18 protein-coding genes are annotated in these 18,848 nt (G+C 70.1%); 10 read left to right on the top strand and 8 right to left on the bottom strand.

The annotated features are described in order from the left end of the window. Window positions 1-4: 4 nt before the first annotated feature. From AC4D2F_RS06245 to AC4D2F_RS06225, 5 genes are all read right to left on the bottom strand, one after another. Window positions 5-886, bottom strand: a complete 882-nt coding sequence (locus tag AC4D2F_RS06245) for a sugar phosphate isomerase/epimerase family protein (protein ID WP_490909881.1) — start codon at window positions 884-886, stop codon at window positions 5-7. Further along, entirely contained in the window at window positions 883-2,037 is a 1,155-nt protein-coding gene (locus tag AC4D2F_RS06240; RefSeq protein WP_490909880.1) for a DUF993 family protein, read from the bottom strand. Before AC4D2F_RS06240 ends, AC4D2F_RS06245 begins: the two co-directional genes overlap by 4 nt. Continuing rightward, window positions 2,034-3,221, bottom strand: coding sequence for a Gfo/Idh/MocA family protein (locus AC4D2F_RS06235; protein ID WP_104166260.1), 1,188 nt, complete (start codon window positions 3,219-3,221; stop codon window positions 2,034-2,036). The genes AC4D2F_RS06240 and AC4D2F_RS06235 overlap by 4 nt, the downstream gene beginning before the upstream one ends. Window positions 3,222-3,414: 193 nt before the next feature. Next, window positions 3,415-3,714 carry a hypothetical protein gene (locus tag AC4D2F_RS06230; protein ID WP_490909879.1) on the bottom strand — a complete coding sequence of 100 codons (300 nt, stop codon included), beginning with the start codon at window positions 3,712-3,714 and terminating at the stop codon, window positions 3,415-3,417. Window positions 3,715-3,826: 112 nt separating this feature from the next. Next, window positions 3,827-4,123: a hypothetical protein gene (locus AC4D2F_RS06225; RefSeq protein WP_104166256.1), complete on the bottom strand. Its 297-nt coding sequence runs from the start codon at window positions 4,121-4,123 to the stop codon at window positions 3,827-3,829. A gap of 212 nt (window positions 4,124-4,335) precedes the next feature. Between AC4D2F_RS06225 and AC4D2F_RS06220 the strand changes: the two genes are divergently transcribed. Then, complete coding sequence (locus AC4D2F_RS06220) at window positions 4,336-4,560, top strand: hypothetical protein (RefSeq protein WP_104166254.1); 225 nt, start codon at window positions 4,336-4,338, stop codon at window positions 4,558-4,560. 59 nt (window positions 4,561-4,619) lie between these two features. On the opposite strand, the gene AC4D2F_RS06215 is transcribed toward AC4D2F_RS06220, so the two are convergent. Then, complete coding sequence (locus AC4D2F_RS06215; protein WP_490909878.1) at window positions 4,620-5,672, bottom strand: LacI family DNA-binding transcriptional regulator; 1,053 nt, start codon at window positions 5,670-5,672, stop codon at window positions 4,620-4,622. A 173-nt stretch (window positions 5,673-5,845) separates the two neighbouring features. On the opposite strand from AC4D2F_RS06215, the gene AC4D2F_RS06210 reads away from it, so the two are divergent. Both AC4D2F_RS06210 and AC4D2F_RS06205 read left to right on the top strand, forming a co-directional pair. Next, window positions 5,846-7,018, top strand: a complete 1,173-nt coding sequence (locus AC4D2F_RS06210; protein WP_490909877.1) for a Gfo/Idh/MocA family protein — start codon at window positions 5,846-5,848, stop codon at window positions 7,016-7,018. Next, window positions 7,015-7,920 (top strand): DUF6807 family protein, encoded by a 906-nt coding sequence (locus AC4D2F_RS06205; protein ID WP_490909876.1) that lies wholly within the window; start codon window positions 7,015-7,017, stop codon window positions 7,918-7,920. Before AC4D2F_RS06210 ends, AC4D2F_RS06205 begins: the two co-directional genes overlap by 4 nt. 55 nt (window positions 7,921-7,975) lie before the next feature. On the opposite strand, the gene ptsP is transcribed toward AC4D2F_RS06205, so the two are convergent. Beyond that, window positions 7,976-9,661 (bottom strand): phosphoenolpyruvate--protein phosphotransferase, encoded by a 1,686-nt coding sequence (ptsP, locus tag AC4D2F_RS06200; RefSeq protein ID WP_104166249.1) that lies wholly within the window; start codon window positions 9,659-9,661, stop codon window positions 7,976-7,978. Between the two features lie 117 nt (window positions 9,662-9,778). Between ptsP and AC4D2F_RS06195 the strand changes: the two genes are divergently transcribed. From AC4D2F_RS06195 to AC4D2F_RS06185, 3 genes are read left to right on the top strand one after another with little or no spacing between them, the layout of a single operon-like run. Then, window positions 9,779-10,507 (top strand): TetR/AcrR family transcriptional regulator, encoded by a 729-nt coding sequence (locus AC4D2F_RS06195; RefSeq protein WP_104166247.1) that lies wholly within the window; start codon window positions 9,779-9,781, stop codon window positions 10,505-10,507. A gap of 59 nt (window positions 10,508-10,566) precedes the next feature. Then, window positions 10,567-12,549, top strand: coding sequence for a PTS mannitol transporter subunit IICBA (locus AC4D2F_RS06190; protein WP_104166245.1), 1,983 nt, complete (start codon window positions 10,567-10,569; stop codon window positions 12,547-12,549). Further along, window positions 12,546-13,706 carry a mannitol-1-phosphate 5-dehydrogenase gene (locus AC4D2F_RS06185; protein WP_490909875.1) on the top strand — a complete coding sequence of 387 codons (1,161 nt, stop codon included), beginning with the start codon at window positions 12,546-12,548 and terminating at the stop codon, window positions 13,704-13,706. The genes AC4D2F_RS06190 and AC4D2F_RS06185 overlap by 4 nt, the downstream gene beginning before the upstream one ends. Window positions 13,707-13,788: 82 nt before the next feature. Here AC4D2F_RS06185 and AC4D2F_RS06180 read toward each other — a convergent pair whose 3' ends face one another. Continuing rightward, on the bottom strand, window positions 13,789-14,796 hold the full coding sequence (locus AC4D2F_RS06180; protein ID WP_490909874.1) for an acetylxylan esterase: 1,008 nt from the start codon (window positions 14,794-14,796) through the stop codon (window positions 13,789-13,791). 162 nt (window positions 14,797-14,958) lie between these two features. Here AC4D2F_RS06180 and AC4D2F_RS06175 point away from each other — a divergent pair, with 162 nt between their 5' ends. The 4 genes from AC4D2F_RS06175 to AC4D2F_RS06160 are packed head-to-tail and all read left to right on the top strand — an operon-like array spanning window position 14,959 to window position 18,829. After that, window positions 14,959-16,251 carry an ABC transporter substrate-binding protein gene (locus AC4D2F_RS06175; RefSeq protein ID WP_490909873.1) on the top strand — a complete coding sequence of 431 codons (1,293 nt, stop codon included), beginning with the start codon at window positions 14,959-14,961 and terminating at the stop codon, window positions 16,249-16,251. A gap of 39 nt (window positions 16,252-16,290) precedes the next feature. Further along, on the top strand, window positions 16,291-17,274 hold the full coding sequence (locus tag AC4D2F_RS06170; RefSeq protein WP_104166237.1) for a carbohydrate ABC transporter permease: 984 nt from the start codon (window positions 16,291-16,293) through the stop codon (window positions 17,272-17,274). 5 nt (window positions 17,275-17,279) lie between these two features. Beyond that, window positions 17,280-18,191, top strand: a complete 912-nt coding sequence (locus AC4D2F_RS06165; RefSeq protein ID WP_490910528.1) for a carbohydrate ABC transporter permease — start codon at window positions 17,280-17,282, stop codon at window positions 18,189-18,191. Continuing rightward, on the top strand, window positions 18,188-18,829 hold the full coding sequence (locus AC4D2F_RS06160) for a hypothetical protein (RefSeq protein WP_490909872.1): 642 nt from the start codon (window positions 18,188-18,190) through the stop codon (window positions 18,827-18,829). The genes AC4D2F_RS06165 and AC4D2F_RS06160 overlap by 4 nt, the downstream gene beginning before the upstream one ends. Window positions 18,830-18,848: the final 19 nt, after the last annotated feature.

The raw sequence follows: 18,848 nt of genomic DNA, 5'->3' as shown, positions 1-18,848 counted from the left end.
GATGCTACCGGTGGATGCCCGTCCGCAGGTGCGCGCCGACGTTCTCGTCGAAGCTCCCGATCGTCCGCGCCAGGACCTCGGCCGGCGCGGTGTCCCAGATGTCCTGGTTGAAGATCTCCACTTCGACGTCGCCCGCATAGCCGGCCGTCTGGACCGCGCCGGTGATGGCTTCGAAGTCGACCACCCCGGCTCCGGGGTAGTGGCGCGAGAGCAGGACATCCGCGGCCAGCGGCGTCCTCCAGTCGCACACCTGGTAGCTCGCGATCCGCCCTTCCGCGCCGGCCCGGACGATCTGCGCCGGGAGGTCCGGATCCCACCACACGTGGAACGTGTCGATGACGACGCCGACGGCGGCGGGCGGGAAGGGGGAGGCGAGGTCCAGTGCCTGCTTCAGCGTCGAGATGACGGCGCGGTCGGAGGCGTACATCGGATGGAGGGGTTCGAGGGCGAGGGTCACCCCTGCGGCGAGGGCCTCGGGCGCCAGCTCGGTCAGGGCGTCCTCCACCCGGGCCCGGGCCCCCGCGAGATCGTTCGAACCCTGTGGGAGGCCGCCGGCCACCATCACGAGCACCGGGACGGAGCCTGCCGCACCGGCGGCCGCGAGGGTTGCGGCCTCCTCGATGGCCCTCCGGTTGTCGTCCATGGCCGCCCGGCGGGCAGCCCCTTCCGGGACGGTGAAGAAGCCCCCGCGGCAGAGGCTCGAGAACCGCAGCCCCGACAGTGCGAGCAGCCGGGCCGCCTCGGGCAGGGACTGGGCCTGCACCGAGTCGCGCCACAGGCCGATGCTCGTGATGCCGGCGGCGGCCGTGACCTCCAGCGCCTCGGGGAGGGGGGCGTACTTCAGGGTGGCCTGGTTGACGGACAGGCGGGCGTGCGGCGTCGTCATGCCGACACCCCGCTCACCCGCAGCATCGCATGCCAGCGCTCCCGGGCGAGCTCAGGCTGCTCCAGGGCGCCGCACGCGTTGGCGAGGCGCACGATCTCCGACAGGTGTGGCAGGCTGCGGGCGGCGTGCAGCCCGCCCACCATGCCGACGCCGGGCTGGTGGCCGTTGAGCCAACTGAGGAAGGCCACGCCCGCCTTGTAGTAGTACGTGGGGGACGCGAAGACCTGCCGGGACAGGGCCTCCGTGGGACCGAGGATCCGCGCATAGGCGTCGTGGGCGCCGGCGTCGAGGGCCTGGACCGCCGCCGAGGCGTGCGGCCCGAGGGCGGCGAACGCTCCGAGCAGGGCATCCGAGTGACCCGAGGAGTCCCCGCCGATGAGGGACACGTAGTTGAAGTCGTCCCCGGTGAACATGCGGACAGGGGCCGGAAGCTGTGCGCGTACGGCCCGTTCCGCATCCGCGTCGAGCAGGCTCATCTTCACTCCCGCCACCTTGTCCGGAGCGTTGGCGATGATCTTGAGCAGGGTCGACGACGCCGACCCGGTGTCCGAGGAGCCGAAGTATCTCCCGAGTTCCGGATCGAAGGCGCTGCCGAGCCAGTGCAGGATCACCGGGGCGCCGGCCGCGGCCAGGACCTCTGCGTACGCTCGCTCGTAGTCCTCGGCGGATCCCGCCGCCCGCGCGAGATGGCGGCTGGCCATGAGGACCACCGAGGCACCTGCGTCCTCGGCGAAGTGGAGTTGCTCCTTGTAGGCGTCGACGACCGCGCCGAGGGGGATCACGGCGTCGTCGACATGGTCCGTGGTGACGCCGACCACCAGGCCGCCGCCCACCGTTCGTGCCTCCGCCGCGCTGCGGGAGATCAGCTCGCGGGTCGCGGCGGCGTCGAGCCCCATGTTCCGCTGGGCCGTATCCATGGCGTCCGCGACCCCGAGCCCCCACGACCACAGGTGGTGGCGGAAGGCGAGCGTCGCGTCCCAATCGAGGTCCGCCGGCGCGCCGGGCACGTTCTCGGCCGTGGTCCTCGGGACCACGTGCGCGGCGGCATAGACGGTCCTGCTCGTGAGGGGACCGGCCGGCCTGACGAACACCGGCGCAGGATCCAGTTCGACGGCGGAGGTGCGTCCGGCCGCATCGACGAGGGTGATCATGCCAGCGGAACCGCTGCCTGGCGAGGTGCGGCGGTGCTGCGGACGTCCTGCAGGTCGAGGCGGCGCCCCGAGCGCGAACTCTCGAGTCCCTGCTCGGCGAGGTACATGCCGCGGGCGCCGGCCAGGAAATCGTAGGGGTGGGGGGCGTCCTCCAGGACGTGCCGGAGGAAGTCCTCCCACTGCGTCTTGAATCCGTTCTCGAACACCTCGTTGGTGGGCACCTCGATCCAGTCGGCGTCGTAGTCGTGGGTGTCCTCGAGATCGGGGTTCCAGACGGGTTTGGGCGTGGCGTTGCGTGGCTGGATCTTGCAGCCGAACAGCCCGACGACGGCGGAGCCGTGGGTGCCGTCCACCTGGAACTGCACGAGTTCGTCGCGGTCGACGCGGACCGTCCAGCTCGAGTTGAGCTGCGCGACGATGCCGCCCTCCAGCTCGAAGACGGCGTACGCGGCGTCGTCGGCGCTCGCGCGGTAACGGTGGCCCTGCTCGTCGACGCGGTCGTCGATGTGGGTGACGGCCCGCGCGTACACGGATTCGACCCTGCCGAACAGGTTCTCCAGCACATAGCTCCAGTGCGGGAACATGTCGACGACGATCCCGCCGCCGTCCTCCGCCCGGTAGTTCCAGCTGGGACGCTGGGCGTCCTGCCAGCCGCCTTCGAAGACCCAGTACCCGAACTCCCCGCGCACCGAGAGGATCCGGCCGAAGAAGCCGGAGTCGATGAGGCGCTTCAGCTTCTGCATGCCCGGCAGGTACAGCTTGTCGTGGACGACGCCGTTCTTGATCCCGGCCGCCTCCGCCAGGTCGGCGAGTTCGAGGGCGTCGGCCGCCGTCTCGGCGGTGGGCTTCTCGGTGTAGACGGCCTTGCCGGCGGCGATGGCCTTGCGGATGGCCGCCGACCGAGCCTTCGTCACGAGGAAGTCGGCGTAGATCTCCCAGGTGGGGTCGGCCAGGACGCTGTCGAGGTCGGTCGAGAAGTGCTCGATGCCATGCCGGGCGGCGAGCTCGGCGAGTTTCGCCTCGTTCCTGCCCACGAGCATCGGCTCGACCTGGACACGGGTTCCGTCGGAGAGGAGCACGCCCCCCTGGTCGCGGATCGCGAGGATCGAGCGGACCAGGTGTTGCCGATAGCCCATGCGCCCTGAGGCGCCGTTCATGATGATCCCGATTGTCCTCGTTGACATTCCTGCTCCTTCGTGCGGCGGCACCGCCATATGGGAAAACGCTTACCGCGAGTGTAGAGGAAGAAGGAGGGAGGGGCAATGAGGGGCCGCGTGGGTCAGGACGCCCACCCCGATGACGCCCGGGACCCTCGAGCTCGGCGTGCGGCATTCCGCTCGGGCGTTACGGAGGAAGCAGGAACACCCGCCGGACGGGTCAGCCCGGGGCGCCCGAGCGGCCAGGGATCGACCGCCGCGTGCACTGGTCCGGACGCACCCATGCACTACGGGCGATGGAGAATTCCACCCACTGCGCGAGGACCGCCGAGCTGGTCCATGCCATGGCGAATCCGCGGACGGTCTGCCGTGCGCCGTTCGGATACTCGAGGTCCACCCAGAGCGCAGGTGAGGGGGGGACGGACTCCGTGATGCCCTCGGTGGGCGGCTCCACCTGGAGTGGAGGGACGAACTGGTGCGTCGTGGGCGGGAGTCCGTGCCACCCGGCAGCCCTGGTCACGCATGCCTGCCCGGCGGGGTGGAGTGCGGTGCGGCCCGGTTCATCCCTCCACTCTACGAGGATGCTGCCCGAGCGGGCAGGGGGAGGGGCAGGGGCTCGACGCAGGGTCCCGTCAGGCCGGGTGCGTCGGACGCGGCGTCAGGGTCCGGCGTCGGCAGCGCGCGGCGTCCACCCAGGCCTCGCGTGCACGGGAGTACTCGATCCACTGCGCACGGACGGTGGTGGCCGTCCACGCCATCGCGAATCCCTTCATGGTGCGCCGGGTCCCGTCGGGATAGTCCAGCTCCACCCACAGAGCGGGGGAGCGGGCCGGCTCGGTGATGTCACCGGTCGGCGCCTCGAGCTGGAGCGGGGCGACGTACCGGTCCGCGCTGGGTGGAATGCCATGCCATCCCGGTCTTTCCGCCATGCGACGAGGGTACGCCGCGGGTCCGACAGCATGGGCCGGGAACCGGCGACGGACACAATCCATCGGAGGTCCGGCGGTCCATTCCACGCCGTGCCGTGAATGGTTAGGATGATCGCGACAATGGCACCATCACCGCACCTGCGCGCAGGACCTGCGCGGCGTGGGACGCCGGCGTCACGCCGCCCGACCACGATACGAGGTATGCACCTGCCATGACGAAGGACCATCTGCTGAGGATCCGTGTCGCTGCCGCCGACAGGGAGGACGTCCAGTTCGAGCTCGACCGCGCCGAGCTGACCCTGAAGGAAGCGGTGTCCGATGCGATCAGCCACGGGGAGGACATCGCGACCGTGGCCGAGGTCGCGGAGCTTCCCGTGGACGACGTCGCGAGGCTTGCAGCACGCGACGCCGGCCCCGGGTCCGTCCTGCCCTCCTGAGGGACCTGCCGGTGCGGGGACCTGCGCAGGGCCACCGGCACGGAATCACCGGCACGGAATCACCGGCGGGGCGTGCTCCCCCGGATGATCGTCTCCGTCCTGATGGGCGCGGGCTCCCCGGGTGCGGGCGCTGCTCCGGCGTCGTGCGCGGAACCTGTCGCGAGCTGGAGAGCGCGCCGGCCCACGTCCTCGAGGGGGATGCGGACCGTGGTCAGGGCGGGCGTGATGTCCCGCACGGTCGGGATGTCGTCGTAGCCTGCCACGCCGATCCCCTGGCCGGGCACCATCCCGGCCTCCCGGAGCGCCGATACGACGCCCACCGCCATGACGTCGTTGACGGCGAACACGAGGTCGACCGAAGCGCCCGACGCCAGGAGCTCCTGGGTGCCGCGGTAGCCGCCGTCGCGCGTGAAGTCGGCGTGGATGATGCGATCCGCCGGCAGGGGGATACCGCACTCCGCCAGCCCCGCCGCGAACCCTTCGAGACGCTCCTCGGCCGTCCTGATCTCGGGCGGCCCGGTGATGACCGCGACGTCCCGGTAGCCGAGTGAGGCGAGTGCGACGGCGAGGTCACGTGCCCCGCCCCGGTTGTCGAGGAGAACCGTGGCGAAGGGGGCTGCGTCCTGACTGATGAAGGCCACCTTCCCGCCGGTGTCCTCGAAGGAGGTGAGCTCCCCGCGCAACTGATCCTCGAACGCGGAGCCGGTGGTCCTGGAGCCCGCGAGGATCATGACGCGGGGGCGCTGTCCGCGCAGCGCCCGCACGGTGTCCAGCTCCCGCTGGGCATTGCGTCCGGTGACCGCGATCGTCACGACGAGTCCCTCCTCGCTCGCGGCGTCGATGACTCCGGCCGCGATGCTGGAGAAGTAGGGGTCCGCGATGTCCGCCACGAGCAACGCCACCGTGGTGGTGCTTCCCTTGGCCACCGCCTGCGCGAACAGGTTCGTGGTGTAGCCGAGCCGCTGGGCGGCCTCGACGACTCGCTGCCGGTAGGCCTCGTTGACCTTGCGGGTGCTTCCGTTCAACGATCGCGACGCCGTGGCGAGCGAGACGCCCGCTTCCCTGGCCACGTCATGCAGCGTCGCGGGACTCTTGCTGGCCGGTGCCGACATTGCTTCCACTCCTGAGGTACGGGCGGCCGCTGCGGCCACCGCCCAGCGCGTTCCACGGAAAGGGCCATTGTTGCACGGCCGGGGGTGACGCCGAGCCCTGCTGCGCCTGATCGGTAAGCGCTTTCTCTGCTAGGGTTTCCCGAACCGTGATCCCTGTTCACCCTGGAGGAACCGTGCCCCTGCCGAGTCCCGCGGACAACCCCTCCGCCGAGCGACGCGCTGCCCCTGCCGACGGCACCGCCCCCCTGCTCCGCGCAGCGATCCTCGGGACCGGGGGAGTGGCGGAGCTCCACGCCACGGCCCTGCGGGACCTGCCCGGGGTGGCGCTCGTCGCGGCTGCGGATCCGTCCGCCGTGCACCTCGCCGCCTTCGCGGAGGCCCACGGGGTCCCGTTCCGCTTCTCCTCGCTCGAGGAGATGCTCGCCGCCCAGCCGGTCGACGTCCTCCATGTCTGCACCCCACCCGGCGGGCACGCCGGGCAGGCGACCGGGGCCTTCGTCGCGGGAGCGCACGTCGTCGTCGAGAAGCCCGCCGCCCTGAGCCTCGCCGAGCTCGACACGATGACCCGGGCGGCGGGCACCGCGGGACGCGGCCTCGCCGTCGTCTTCCAGCAACGCTCCGGCACCGCCACCGCCCATGTGAAGGCACTGCTCGATTCGGGCGCTCTCGGCCGCCCGCTGTCAGCACTGTGCCAGACGCACTGGTACCGGACGGCAGAGTACTTCGCCGTGCCGTGGCGCGGCACGTGGGCCACCGAGGGCGGCGGCACCACGCTCAGCCACGGGAGCCACCAGGTCGATCTGCTCGCATACCTGCTCGGCGAATGGTCCGCGGTGCGCGCCACGCTGTGGCGGCAGCAGCACGACGTCGAGACCGAGGACCTCTCCCACGCGTCCCTGGTCTTCGCCTCGGGCGCGGTGGCCTCGGTGGTCTCGACGGTCCTCGCCCCACGGCAGTCGAGCCTGCTCCGCATCGACACGGAGCGGGCGACGATCGAGCTGGAGCACCTCTACGGCCACGGGCACGCCCACTGGAGGATCACGCCTGCGCCGGGCGTCGACGAGGCGACCTCGGCGTCGTGGAGCCTGCCGGATCAGGAGATCCCGAGCGGCCACGACGCCCTGTTCGGGGAGATCTATCCTTCGCTCATCGCGGGTCGGGGCATGCCCGGCGTCGTCGGCCATCCTGCCCGCGCGCTCGAGATCGTCACCGGCATGTACGTGTCGGCCCGGGAGGACCGCTGGGTCTCCCGGGAGGATCTCGCGGATCCGTCCCTGCGGGGATCCCTGACGGCGCCGGTCATCGACGGGCGCCCCGGGGCGTCCGCCGGAGCCCCCGCGGCATGAGCGCGGGGGACGCCCTCTCCACGCGCGAGGGTCGGGTGGCCGGCGTCCTGCGCGAGGGCCGCGACGAGCCGGTCATGCACGCGCCGCGGCCCTTCCTCCACCCGGTCCTGACCCCGGGCGGACAGCCCGTCAGCGACTACGCGCCGGCCGATCATCCGTGGCACTGGGGGCTCGGCATCACGGTATCGGCCATCGACGTCCCCGGCCAGGAGGACCCTGTGAACCTGTGGGGAGGCCCGACCTACAGCGGCGCGCGGGGCTACGTCCAGCTCCCGAACAACGGCTCGCAGCGCGTGCGCAGCCGCCGGCACGCGGGCCACGTGGTGGTGCAGCGGATCGGCTGGTGCGCTGCGGACGGCAGCAAATTCCTCGAGGAGGAGCGGGCCTGGAGCGCGGACACCCTGCGGGCGGGCGACGTCGGATGGTCCCGGACCACCGTGCAGAGCACCTGGGCGAACGTCAGCGGCGGTCCGCTGGCCTTCGGCAGCCCGACGACGGCAGGCCGCCCGAACGCCGGGTACGGCGGGTTCTTCCTGCGCCTCGCACCGTCGTTCGACGGAAGCAGCATCATCGCACCCTCCGCCGGTGGCGCCGGTGCCGTCGGGGAGGGCGACGCCATGGGGACAGCGCACGCCTGGCTCGGACTGCAGTCCGCCGGTGCGTCCGTCCTCATGATCCCGTCGGTGGACAATCCGGGAGGCCCGTCTCCCTGGTTCGTCCGCAGCAGCGGGACCCCGATGCTGTGCGCGGCCCCCTTCTTCCATGAGGAGATGCACCTCGCCCGCGACGCCGTGCTCCGCTGGGAGTGGTCGCTGCTGGTCGCGGACGGCGCCGTGCAGGAAGGTGCGTTCCGGGCGGCGCTCGGCGCCGCGAGGGCCGCTGCTCCCGGGCATCCCGCCTGAGATCGCGCTGTCAGGACTCCGGCGAGAAGGTGCCGGCCCGGAGCCGACCGGACGACTACAGGCCGAGGGACTCGAGCACCGGCAGCTCCGCGCGCGCCCGTGCCTTGGCCTCGGCCGCGGTCGGCGCGGCCACTGCGATGCCGGCGATGCGCTGCGCGTCGGCCAGCGTGATGCTGTTCAGCACCGCGCCCACCCCGGCGAGGGCCCGCGGAGTCATCGACAGCGTCGAGATGCCCAGTCCCACCAGGACGACGGCGAGCGCGGGATCCGCCGCGGCCTCACCGCAGACCCCCACCGGCTTCGCGCTCCCCTCGGCGGCCGAACCCTCCACGGTCAGCTTCACCATGCGCAGGACGGCGGGCTGCCAGGAGTTGTTGAGTGCGGCGAGGGAGCCGAGCTGCCGGTCCGCGGCCATCGTGTACTGCGTGAGGTCGTTGGTCCCGAGGCTCGCGAAGGACACCTCGCCGAGGATGGACTCGGCCATGACGGCCGCCGAGGGGACCTCGACCATGACGCCCGGTGTCTGCAGCCCGGCATTGCTGCACAGCTTCGCGAAGTCCGCGGCCTCCTCCGCCGTCGAGATCATCGGTGCCATGACCCAGACGTCCGCGCTCGCCTGCGCGGCGGCGTCCGCGATGGCCCTGAGCTGCCGTTCCAGGACGCCCGGGGACGTGAGGTCGGTGCGGTAGCCGCGGACGCCGAGGGCGGGATTGGGTTCGGAGGTGTCCGTCAGGAAGGGCAGCGGCTTGTCCGCGCCGGCGTCCAGTGTGCGGACCACCACCTTCCTGCCGGGGAAGGCGTCGAAGACGCCCTTGTACGCCTCGATCTGCTCCTCCGCCGTCGGCTCGGTGTCGCGTCCGAGGAAGCAGAACTCCGTCCGGAGCAGGCCCACGCCCTGGGCCTTCGCCTCGGCGGCCTTGACGGCGTCGGCGGCCCCACCGACGTTGGCCAGCAGCGGTACCTCGTGCCCGTCCGCGGTCACGCCCACGCCATCGAACACGGCCAGCGCGGCCGCGGCGGCTGCGTAGGCCTCGGCCGCCGCTTCCTCCGCGGCGCCGGGCTCGAGGGTGAGCGTCCCGGCGGCGCCGTCGACGAAGGCGAGGGTGCCCTCGTCGATGTCGTCCACGCCGTGGGCGGCCACGACGGCGGGCAGTCCGAGGGCTCGCGCGATGATCGCGGTGTGGGACTGCGGGCCGCCGCCGGAGGTGACGAGGGCGAGGACCACCGCGGGGTCCAGGGTGGCGGTGTCCGCCGGAGCCAGGTCCTCGGCGACCAGGATGAAGGGCGAGTCCGACGACGGGATGCCCGGTGCGGGGAGCCCGCGCAGTTCCGCGACGATCCGCGAGCGGACATCGAGGACGTCCGCCGTGCGTTCGGCCATGTAGCCGCCGAGGTTGTGCAGCATCTCGGCCACGGAGGCGCCCGCCTCCCAGACCGCCCGGGCCGGCGAGGTGCCGTTGTTGATGAGCTTCGTCGCGGACTTCAGCAGCAGGGGGTCCGTCGCCATCAGCGAGGTGGCCTGCAGTACGGCCTTGGCGTCGCCCTTGGCGATGCCGGCCCTGCGCTTGAGCTCCTCCTGGACGGTCTTCGCCGCGGACCTGAGGGCGGCGACGGCCTGTTCGGGAGCGTCGGGGGTGTCGTGACGTTCACCGGCGGGGGGTTCGCCGACCGACGGCGGCATGTGCCGGACCGGGCCGATCACTCGTCCGGGGCTGACCCCGACACCTGCGAAATTCTCCATTGAACGTCCTCGTTTCCTTGCCGGTGGATCTCGGTCTAACACCATTGTGTCGCGCAAGGCAATTGTAGAGTGTGACCCAGTTCATATAACGGTGCTATAGGTGTTACGCTAGCAGGCATGAAAAAAGGAGGCGAACCGGCGCCGAAGGTGAGGCTTCTGCGGGCAGCCGCGGCACTGCTCGCGGAGTCCGGCGGAGAGCCGGTCTCGACCCGCCAGATCACCGAGGCCGCCCGGGTGACCGCTCCGACCCTGTACCACCACTTCGGTGACAAGGAGGGGCTCTTCGACGCCGTGGTCGCCGAGGGCTTCTCCGAGTACCTGGCGGCCGAGAGGAGCATCCCGACGTCGGGCCAGCCGATCGAGGACCTCCGCATGCACTGGGACAACCACGTGCGGTTCGGCCTCGACCACCCGCACCTCTACCTGGTGATGTTCGGCAACATCCGGCCCGAGCGTCGGCCCTCCATGGTCGCCAGCGCGGAGGCGTTCCTCGAGGAGGTCCTGGCGCGGGCGGCCGCGGCGGCCCGCCTGGTGGTCTCACCGCACGAAGCCGCGCGCAGCATGCTGGCCGCCAACATCGGCGTCACCCTCATGCTGATCTCGGAGCCCGCGGCGAAGCGCAACCTCGAACTCTCGGCGATGACGCGTGAGGCCGTCATCTCGGCGGTGGCCACGGATTCCGAGTCCGATCCCGTGACCGACACCGAGGGGACCCCGTCGGTGGTCGTCGCGGCGATCGCCCTCAATGCAGCACTGCAGTCCTCGCACCCCGATCAGCTCTCCAGTTCGGAACTGAAGCTCTTCCTCGAATGGCTCCAGAGAATATCCAGCCGATCGGGCGGTTGACGCCTCCCGATCGACGCCATCCCTCCGCAGTGTTGCGGGGCCTACGGTTAGGAATGAATGTGGCAACACAACTAGAAGCGAGGTCCGGCACGAGTGCCCGGGTCCGCGTACAGAAGTTCGGGACGTTCCTGTCCGGGATGATCATGCCCAACATCGGTGCCTTCATCGCGTGGGGCATCGTCACGGCACTGTTCATCGAGGCCGGCTGGCTTCCCGTTCCTCGGCTCGGCGGCTTCGGCGAGACCGACGGCGTCGCCAACGTCGGGCTCGTCGGGCCGATGATCACCTACCTGCTGCCCCTTCTGATCGCCTACACCGGCGGCCGGATGGTGTACGACGTCCGCGGCGGCGTGGTCGGCTCGATCGCGACGATGGGCGTGATCGTCGGAGCCGGCATCCCCATGTTCATCGGTGCCATGATCATGGGCCCGCTCGGTGCCTGGACCATGAAGAGGATCGACGCGATCTGGGAGGGCCGGATCAAGCCCGGCTTCGAGATGCTCGTCAACAACTTCTCGGCAGGAATCTGGGGTGCCGTGCTGGCGCTCATCGGCTTCTACGGGGTCTCGCCGCTGGTCATCGCCTTCAGCACGGGGGCGGGCAACGTCGTCCAGTGGCTGGTCGACAACGGCCTGCTGCCGCTGACGAGCATCTTCATCGAACCGGCGAAGGTCCTCTTCCTCAACAACGCCATCAACCACGGCGTGCTGACCCCGCTCGGTGTCCAGCAGTCGCTGGAACAGGGGAAGTCCATCCTGTTCCTGCTCGAAGCGAACCCCGGCCCGGGGCTCGGCATCCTGCTGGCGTACTCGTTCTTCGGTCGCGGCATCGCCAAGGCCTCCGCTCCTGGCGCCGCCATCATCCAGTTCTTCGGGGGCATCCACGAGATCTACTTCCCCTACGTCCTGATGCGCCCGCTGCTGATCCTCGCCGCGATCGCCGGCGGCATGACCGGTATCGCGACGCTGAGCATCACGAGCGCCGGTCTGGTGGCCCCGGCGGCCCCCGGGTCGATCATCGCGGTCCTGGCGCAGACGGCCCGGGACAGCTACTTCGGCGTCACCCTGTCGGTCGTGCTGGCCACGGCGGTGTCCTTCCTCGTCGCTTCGGTCATCCTGAAGACCGGCAAGGGCCCGCAGGAGGACCTCGCAGCCGCCGCTGCCCGGATGGAGGAGCTCAAGGGCAAGAAGAGCTCCGTGGCCGGGAACTTCCGGTCGGACTCGGCCCCCGACGGCCCCATCCGCAGCATCGTGTTCGCCTGCGACGCGGGCATGGGTTCCTCGGCGATGGGCGCCTCGGTGCTCCGCAACAAGATCCGGGCTGCCGGGTTCCCGGACGTGAAGGTCACCAACCTCGCCATCTCCAGCCTGAAGGACGACTACGACGTCGTCATCACGCACCAGGATCTCGCCGACCGCGCGGAGCCCCTGACGCAGAGCGCGACGCACGTCGCCGTCGACAACTTCATGAACAGTCCGCGCTACGACGAGATCGTCGACCTCGTCCGGGCCGGTGCGGCGGCCGACGGCGGCGTCGACCCGAAGGACCCCGCTCCCGCCGCGGTCGCCTCCGCCGCGGTCGTATCCGACGACGACGCCATGACCGACGCCGATGTCCTGGCGGAGGAGAGCATCGTGCTGAACGGCACCGCCACCACGCAGGAGGACGCCATCGACGAGGCCGGACGGCTGCTGGTCGCCCGCGGGGCCGTCGATTCCACCTACGTCGAGGCCATGCACGAGCGCGAGCGGTCCGTCCCCACCTACATGGGGAACTTCCTCGCCATCCCGCACGGCACCAACGCGGCGAAGGACCTGATCAAGCGCTCGGCCGTGTCGATCGTGCGCTACCCCGAAGGCATCGACTGGAACGGCAAGCAGGTGAAGTTCGTGGTCGGCGTCGCAGGCGTCAACAACGAGCACCTGTCCATCCTGTCCGCGATCGCCCGCGTCTTCTCCGACAAGGCGCAGGTCGCCAGGCTCGACGAGGCCGCGTCGGTGGACGAGGTCATCGCCCTCTTCGGAAAGGTGAACGCCTCGTGAAGGCAGTGCATTTCGGTGCCGGCAACATCGGCCGCGGCTTCGTGGGGCTCCTGCTCCACGAGGCCGGGTACGAGGTGGTCTTCGCCGACGTCGCGGACGCCCTGATCGACCAGCTGGCCTCGACCCCCGGCTACGACGTCCACGAGGTCGGCGAGGACCCGGCAGTGAAGACGGTGGACAACTACCGTGCGCTGAACTCGCGCTCCCAGGAGGAGGACGTCATCGCGGAGGTCGCGACGGCGGACATCGTCACCACGGCCGTAGGGCCGAACGTCCTGCGTTTCCTCGCCCCGGTCATCGCCCGCGCGATCGCCCGCCGCAGCGAGAGCCAGGCACCGCTGCAGGTCATGGCGTGCGAGAACGCCATCAATGCCACGGACATCCTGCGCGGCGAGATCGAGCAGGCCTACGACGGCGCGGCGCCGGACCTCGCGACGCGGGCGGTCTTCGCCAACACCGCCGTGGACCGCATCGTCCCGAACCAGGCCGCCGGGCAGGGCCTCGACGTAACGGTCGAGACGTTCTTCGAGTGGGTCATCGACCGCACCCCGTTCGGGGGCCATCCGCCGGAGATCCCCGGCGCCACGTACGTCGACGACCTCGAGCCGTACATCGAGCGGAAGCTGTTCACCGTCAACACGGGCCACGCGGCGGCGGCATACTTCGGGTCCGCGGCCGGGGTGGAGAAGATCGCGGACGCCATGGACGACGACGCCGTCGCAGCCAGGGTGAGGGCAGTGCTGGACGAGACGAAGCAGCTGCTGGTCGCGAAGCACGGGTTCGACCCCGCGGAGCAGGAGGCCTACGTGCAGAAGATCCTGCGGCGCTTCACGAACCAGCACCTGCCCGACACCGTGGGTCGTGTCGGCAGGGCGCCACTGCGGAAGCTGGGCCGCAGGGAACGCTTCGTGGGGCCGGCCGCCGAGCTGGCCGAGCGCGGCACGCATCCCGCGGCGCTGCTGGAGGCGATGCGGGCCGCGCTGTCGTTCTCGGCACCGGATGATCCCGAGGTCGCGGCGCTGGCCGAGATCCTGGCCACCCAGGACCCGGACACGGCGACGACGTCGGTCACGGGGCTCGAGGCGGAGCATCCCCTGTTCGGAGCGGTGCGCGACCTGATCGCCGACCACGCCGCGGTGGCGCGCGCGGGACAGTAGGACAACGACCGCAGGATCGGAAGGGAGCAGCCTCGGCTGCTCCCTTCGTCGTTCCCTCCGGCGGCACCTGGGGGTGGGCGGCTCAGGGGTGTACGAGGGCGTCCTGCTCCACGGCGAGCAGTTCGCGCACGAACGCCAGATGCTCGACGTCCTGGAAGGCGCCGCCCTGCTCGTGCCCGTTGTAGGGGTAGACCTTCATGCGCTTCGGTCCCGCGTAGTGGTTGTGGGCCGCGAAGACGCACGACGGCGGGCACACGTCGTCGAGCAGACCGACGGAGAACAGCGCCGGGACGGTGCCGCGTGCCGCGAAGTTGACGCCGTCGAAGTAGCTGAGGGTCCGGAAGACGTCGTCGACGTCGTTCCGGCGCGTGCCCAGGTATCTCACGATCTCGGCGTAGGGCGCGGTGTCGACGATCTCCGTGGCGTGCCGCATGTGCGCGAGGAACGGGACGTCGACGATGGCCCCGACGGGCGGGGTGCCGTTCACCCGGTGCGCGAGGGCGGCAACAGCGAGGGTGATCCCGCCCCCCTGGCTGCCGCCCGAGACCACCACGCGGGCCGGGTCGACGGCGGGATGCGCCTGGGCGGCCTCCACGGCGTGGACGGCGTCGACGAACAGGCGCCGGTAGTAGTAGGTCTCCGGGCTGCCGATGCCGAGTGTCATGAAACCGCCGGCATGGGGGCCCGTGAAGGCGCCGTCGGCCGTGTCCCCGGGGCGGTGACCGGAGCCCTGGCCCCGGAGGTCCATGACGAAGTGTGCGAAACCGGCACTCGGCAGCGCGGTCCACTCGCCGAGCAGCCCGCGCCCGCCGCCGTAGCCGATATAGGTGACGACCGTCGGGAGCGGGCCGGCGAGGTGCCGTGGCCGCAGCAGCCAGGCCTTGATGGGCTCCCCGCCGTAACCGGCGAACGTGACGTCCTCGGTGACCAGCTGGGAGTAGCCCGCCCGGACCTCCTCGAACAGGGGAGGCGCCACATGCCTGCGCTGTTCCGACAGCGTCCGGTCCCAGAAGGCGTCGTAGTCGGCGGGTTCGTCGCGTTCGGGCAGATAGCTCCGCAGCTCGGACAGGGGGCGGTCGAAATGGGGCATGGGGTGCATCCTTTCACGGGCGGATGAGCGAGGATAGAGCGCGGACACGCCTGCCCGCCCTGCACTGTTGACCATTGATACGATTCAATCTACGCTGTGGGATAACGCTTTCCCAAGGGCGTCCCACGATGGCTGACAATGAAGTTTCCCAGGAGGACAACGATGTTCCGCACACTCTCCCGACGCACACTGACAGGCGTCGCAGCGCTCACCGCCTCCGGACTGGTCCTGGCCGGCTGCGGCGGTGGTGGGGGCGAGCCCGCAGCCCTCGACGCCGACGAGCAGATCACGCTCAACTACACGTTCTGGGGCAACGACGATCGTGCAGCCCGGTACGACGCGGCGATCGCGGCGTTCGAGGAGGAGTTCCCGAACATCACGATCAACGACACGTTCACCGACTACCCCTCCTACTGGGAGAAGCGGCAGACCGAAGCGGCGGGTGGTGGACTCCCCGACGTCATGCAGTTCGACTACACCTACCTCCGCCAGTACGGCGACAACGGACTCCTGCTGAACCTCGAGGACTACTTCGGGAACGGCATCACCACCGACGCCATCGACGAGGGCCTGCTGTCCACCGGCACGCTCGACGACGGCACGTTCGCCATCCCCACCGGCTACAGCGCCTGGTCCGTGTTCCAGAACCCGGCCCTGCTGGCCGAGGCCGGCATCGAGCCCTACGAGGGCGGCACGAGCTGGGACGAGTACGACGCCTACATGGCATCCGTGACGGAGGCGGGCGGCGGCACGGTGTACGGCGGAACCGACACCACCCAGCGCATCCAGGACCTGGAGCTCAAACTGCGCCAGGAGGGCCGGCAGCTCTTCACCGACGAGGGCGAACTCGGCTTCACCCAGGAGGAGCTCGCCGAGCACTGGACGGAGGGTCAGGAGAACCGTGAGGACGTCACCGTGCCGCAGAGCAAGCTCGAGGAGATCAACCCGGTCTCCGGCTTCGGCGGCAACCTGACCACCAGCGAGATGAGCTGGAGCAACTTCCTCGGCGGGTACCTCGGTGACTCCGGGGCGGAGGAGATCACGATCGTCGCCCCGCCCACCAGCAACCCCGACGAGAAGGATCTCTACCGGAAGGTGGGCCTGATGCAGGCGGCATCCGCCTCGACCGAGCACCCCGAGGCCGCCGCCGCGTTCGTCGACTTCCTCATCAACAGCCCCGAGGTCGGCGAGATCTTCGGCGCGACGCTCGGTATCCCCGCCTCCGAGACGCAGCTCGAGGGCGCAAACCTCGAAGGGCCGGACAAGGCGGTCAAGGACTACCTCGACTCCATCGAGAACCGCATGGGCGACGCCCCGGCAGCGCCCGTCGCCGGATTCGGACCCCTCGAGCAGACCTTCTGGGACCTCGGCAAGTCGATCGGCCTCGGTACTGTGACGCCCGACGACGCCGCGAAGCAGTTCTTCGACGAAGCCTCCGTCACGCTCGGTAACTAGCACGACACCCGGTATCCAGCAGGACAAAGGAGTCAGATCGTGAGCACGGACTCGGCGCACGCGCCAGCTTCAGCCCGCACCGCCGAATCCGGTGCCCGTCCGGCGGACAGCCGCCGGACGGGCACGCCCCGGCCCCGTCGCCGAAACCGTGACTCCCTGGCCGGGTACGTCTTCCTCTCACCCTGGCTCCTGGGGTTCGTGGGACTCACGCTCGGCCCCATGCTGGCATCGCTCTACCTCGCCTTCACGGACTACAACCTCTTCACCGCCCCCGAGTGGACCGGACTCGAGAACCTCGGCCGCATGGCCGACGACGAGAAGTTCTGGGCCTCGGTCCGGATCACCCTCATCTACGTGCTGGTGGGGACGCCCATCAAGCTCGCGGCAGCGCTCGCCGTGGCCATGCTCCTGAACTACCGGGCGAAGGGCACCGGCTTCTTCCGCTCCGCCTTCTACGCTCCGAGCCTGATCGGCGCGAGCGTCAGCATCGCGATCGTCTGGCGGGCCATGTTCTCCACCGACGGCCCGGTAGACGGCGCCCTGAACCTGTTCGGCATCAATCTCGGCGGCTGGATCGGGAACCCCTCGCTGATCATGCCGATGATGATCCTGCTCGCCGTCTGGCAGTTCGGCGCCCCCATGGTCATCTTCCTCGCCGGGCTGAAGGGCGTCCCGGCCGAACTCTACGAGGCCGCCTCCGTGGACGGCGCGAGCCCCCTGCGCAAGTTCCTCAGCGTCACGGTGCCGATGCTCTCGCCCGTCATCTTCTTCAACCTGCTGCTCGAGATGATCAACGCCTTCCAGGTCTTCGCCTCGGCGTACATCATCGGATCGGGAACGGGCGGCCCCGGCGGCGCCACGAACTTCTACACCGTGTACCTCTACACGAGGGCGTTCGCCAACAACCAGATGGGCTACGCCTCGGCGATGGCCTGGGTGTTGCTGCTCGCCGTGGGTGTCCTCGCCCTCATCCTCTTCCGCACCTCCAGGAGCTGGGTCCACTACGCAGGAGACTCCAAGTGACCGCCATCGAATCGAACCCCGCCGTCCCCGTCCCGCGTGACCCGGACGGCGGCCCGCAGCCCCGGCCGCGCCGCCGGCCGATGCGCCGGCATCTCCCCACGGCGCTCTGGATCGTGGGGATTGTCGCCCTCACGGCGATCGTGCTGTACCCGCTCCTGTGGATGTTCTCCGCATCCCTGAAACCGAACTCCGAGTTCGGCAGCAACCAGGGCTTCCTCCCCGAGAACCCCACTTTCGACAACTTCGTCAAGGTGATGCAGGGTATCGCCGGCATCCCCACCTGGAAGTTCTTCCTCAACTCGACCCTGCTGGGCGTCGGCGCGGTGATCGGCACCGTCATCTCCTCGTCGATGGCCGCGTACGCCTTCTCGAGGATCTCCTTCCGTGGCAGCAAGATCCTCTTCGCGGCGATGATCGGCACCCTGCTCCTGCCGTTCCACGTGCTGATCATCCCGCAGTACGTGATCTTCAGGAACCTCGGGCTGATCGACACCTTCTGGCCGCTCCTCGCCGGCAAGTTCCTGGCCACGGAGGCGTTCTTCGTCTTCCTCATGGTGCAGTTCATCCGCAACCTGCCGCGGGAACTCGACGAGGCGGCGCGCATCGACGGCTGCGGGCACGGGCGGATCTTCTTCTCGATCACGCTGCCCCTGATCAAGCCCGCCCTCATCACGTCGTCGATCTTCGCGTTCATCTGGAGCTGGAACGACTTCCTCGGACCGCTGCTGTACCTGAACTCGCCGGACAAGTACCCGTTGCCGCTGGCGCTGCGCATCTTCAACGACCAGACGAGCACCTCGGACTACGGCGCGACCATCGCGATCTCCGTCCTCGCACTGCTGCCCGTGATGCTGTTCTTCATCATCTTCCAGCGGTTCCTCGTCGACGGCGTCGCGACGCAGGGCCTGAAGGGATGAGCCCGCGCCGGCGCGACGCAGCCGATCGCCCGGGGCAGACCGCCGCCCGCGACGGCAGCACGCTGCGCTGGCCCGGCGGGACGGCGAAGTTCGCGCTGTTCGGAGAGGTCCTCTGGGTCGGCGTGCTGTGCTGCGTGGCGGGGCTCGGGATCATCACCATCCCGGCGTCCTTCGCCGCCGGCTCCGCCCACCTGCATCGCTTCCTGCGGGCCGAGGACTCGACGGTCCGGCAGTTCGCCGCGGACTTCACGGCGGCCCTCGGGAGGGGCTGGCTCGTCGGCGTCGGGGTGATCGCCGCTGCCTCACTCCTCCTGCTGGACATCGTGGTTGCCGGCTCGCGGTCCCTGCCGGGCTGGCAGATCGTCCTCGCCGCCGGGATCGTGCTGCTCCTGGGACTGTTGGCGGGACTGGCCGGCGTGACGGCTCGCTGGCAGGCCGACCGGTCGTGGCGGGCGGCAGGACACCTGTGGTTCAGGGAGGCACGAGAGGACCCCGCGGGCGTCCTCTGGCTCGTCGCCGCCGTCGTGCTGACCGCGATGGTGGCCTGGCAGCTGCCGCCGCTGATCATCCCGGGAGTCGGCTGCCTGGTGTTCGCCGCCATCGCGACCTCGGTGCGCGAGCGCCGTCCCCACTCCTGATCCTCCGACCCTGCGACCC

The sequence above is a fragment of the Arthrobacter sp. TJ-263 genome, from assembly GCF_058269155.1.
This window is presented reverse-complemented; position numbering and strand designations above follow the sequence as displayed.